This is a genomic window from Mycobacterium sp. 1165196.3 (assembly GCF_001673415.1).
GTDB classification, from domain to species: Bacteria; Actinomycetota; Actinomycetes; order Mycobacteriales; family Mycobacteriaceae; genus Mycobacterium; species Mycobacterium europaeum_A.
Window position 1 is genome coordinate 1 of record NZ_LZLU01000162.1, and the last position, 565, is coordinate 565.

Sequence of the window (565 nt, forward strand, 5' to 3'; positions counted from 1 at the left end):
ACCCCGCCCGCCGGTCCGACCGAGCGGCTGGCCGCCCAGCCCGGCGACGACGCGACGCCCGGGAAGAAGAAGCGCCGCTTCGGCCGCGACCCGGTCTCCGTCCTGCTGATCTTCATCATCGTGTTCGCGCTGATCATCGCCGCGCTCATCGGGGCCGAGCTCTACGTGCGCCACGTCGCGGACAGCAAGGTCGCCGAGGCGGTGGCCTGTGAGGTCAAGGACCAGGCCACCGCGTCCTTCGGCGTGACGCCCCTGATGCTCTGGCAGCAGGCGACGAAGCACTACACCAACATCTCGGTGCAGACGGCCGGCAACAACATCCGCGACGCCAAGGGCATGAAGCTCTCGATCAACATCAACGACGTGCGCCTCAAGGACAACGGCAACTCGAAGGGCACCATCGGCGCCCTGGACGCCACCATCAGCTGGACCAGTGACGGCATCAAGCAGTCGGTACAGAACGCCATCCCGGTGCTGGGCCCGTTCGTCACCAACACCGTGACCACGCACCCCGCCGACGGCACGATCGAGTTGAAGGGCATGTTGGACAACATCACCGCCAAGC

The 565-nt window shown here is 66.5% G+C and carries 1 protein-coding gene; it reads left to right on the forward strand.

Going from position 1 to position 565, the window contains the following annotated elements:
* On the forward strand, nucleotides 1–565 hold a 565-nt coding region (locus A5659_RS17255), incomplete at both ends, for an LmeA family phospholipid-binding protein (protein ID WP_066876373.1).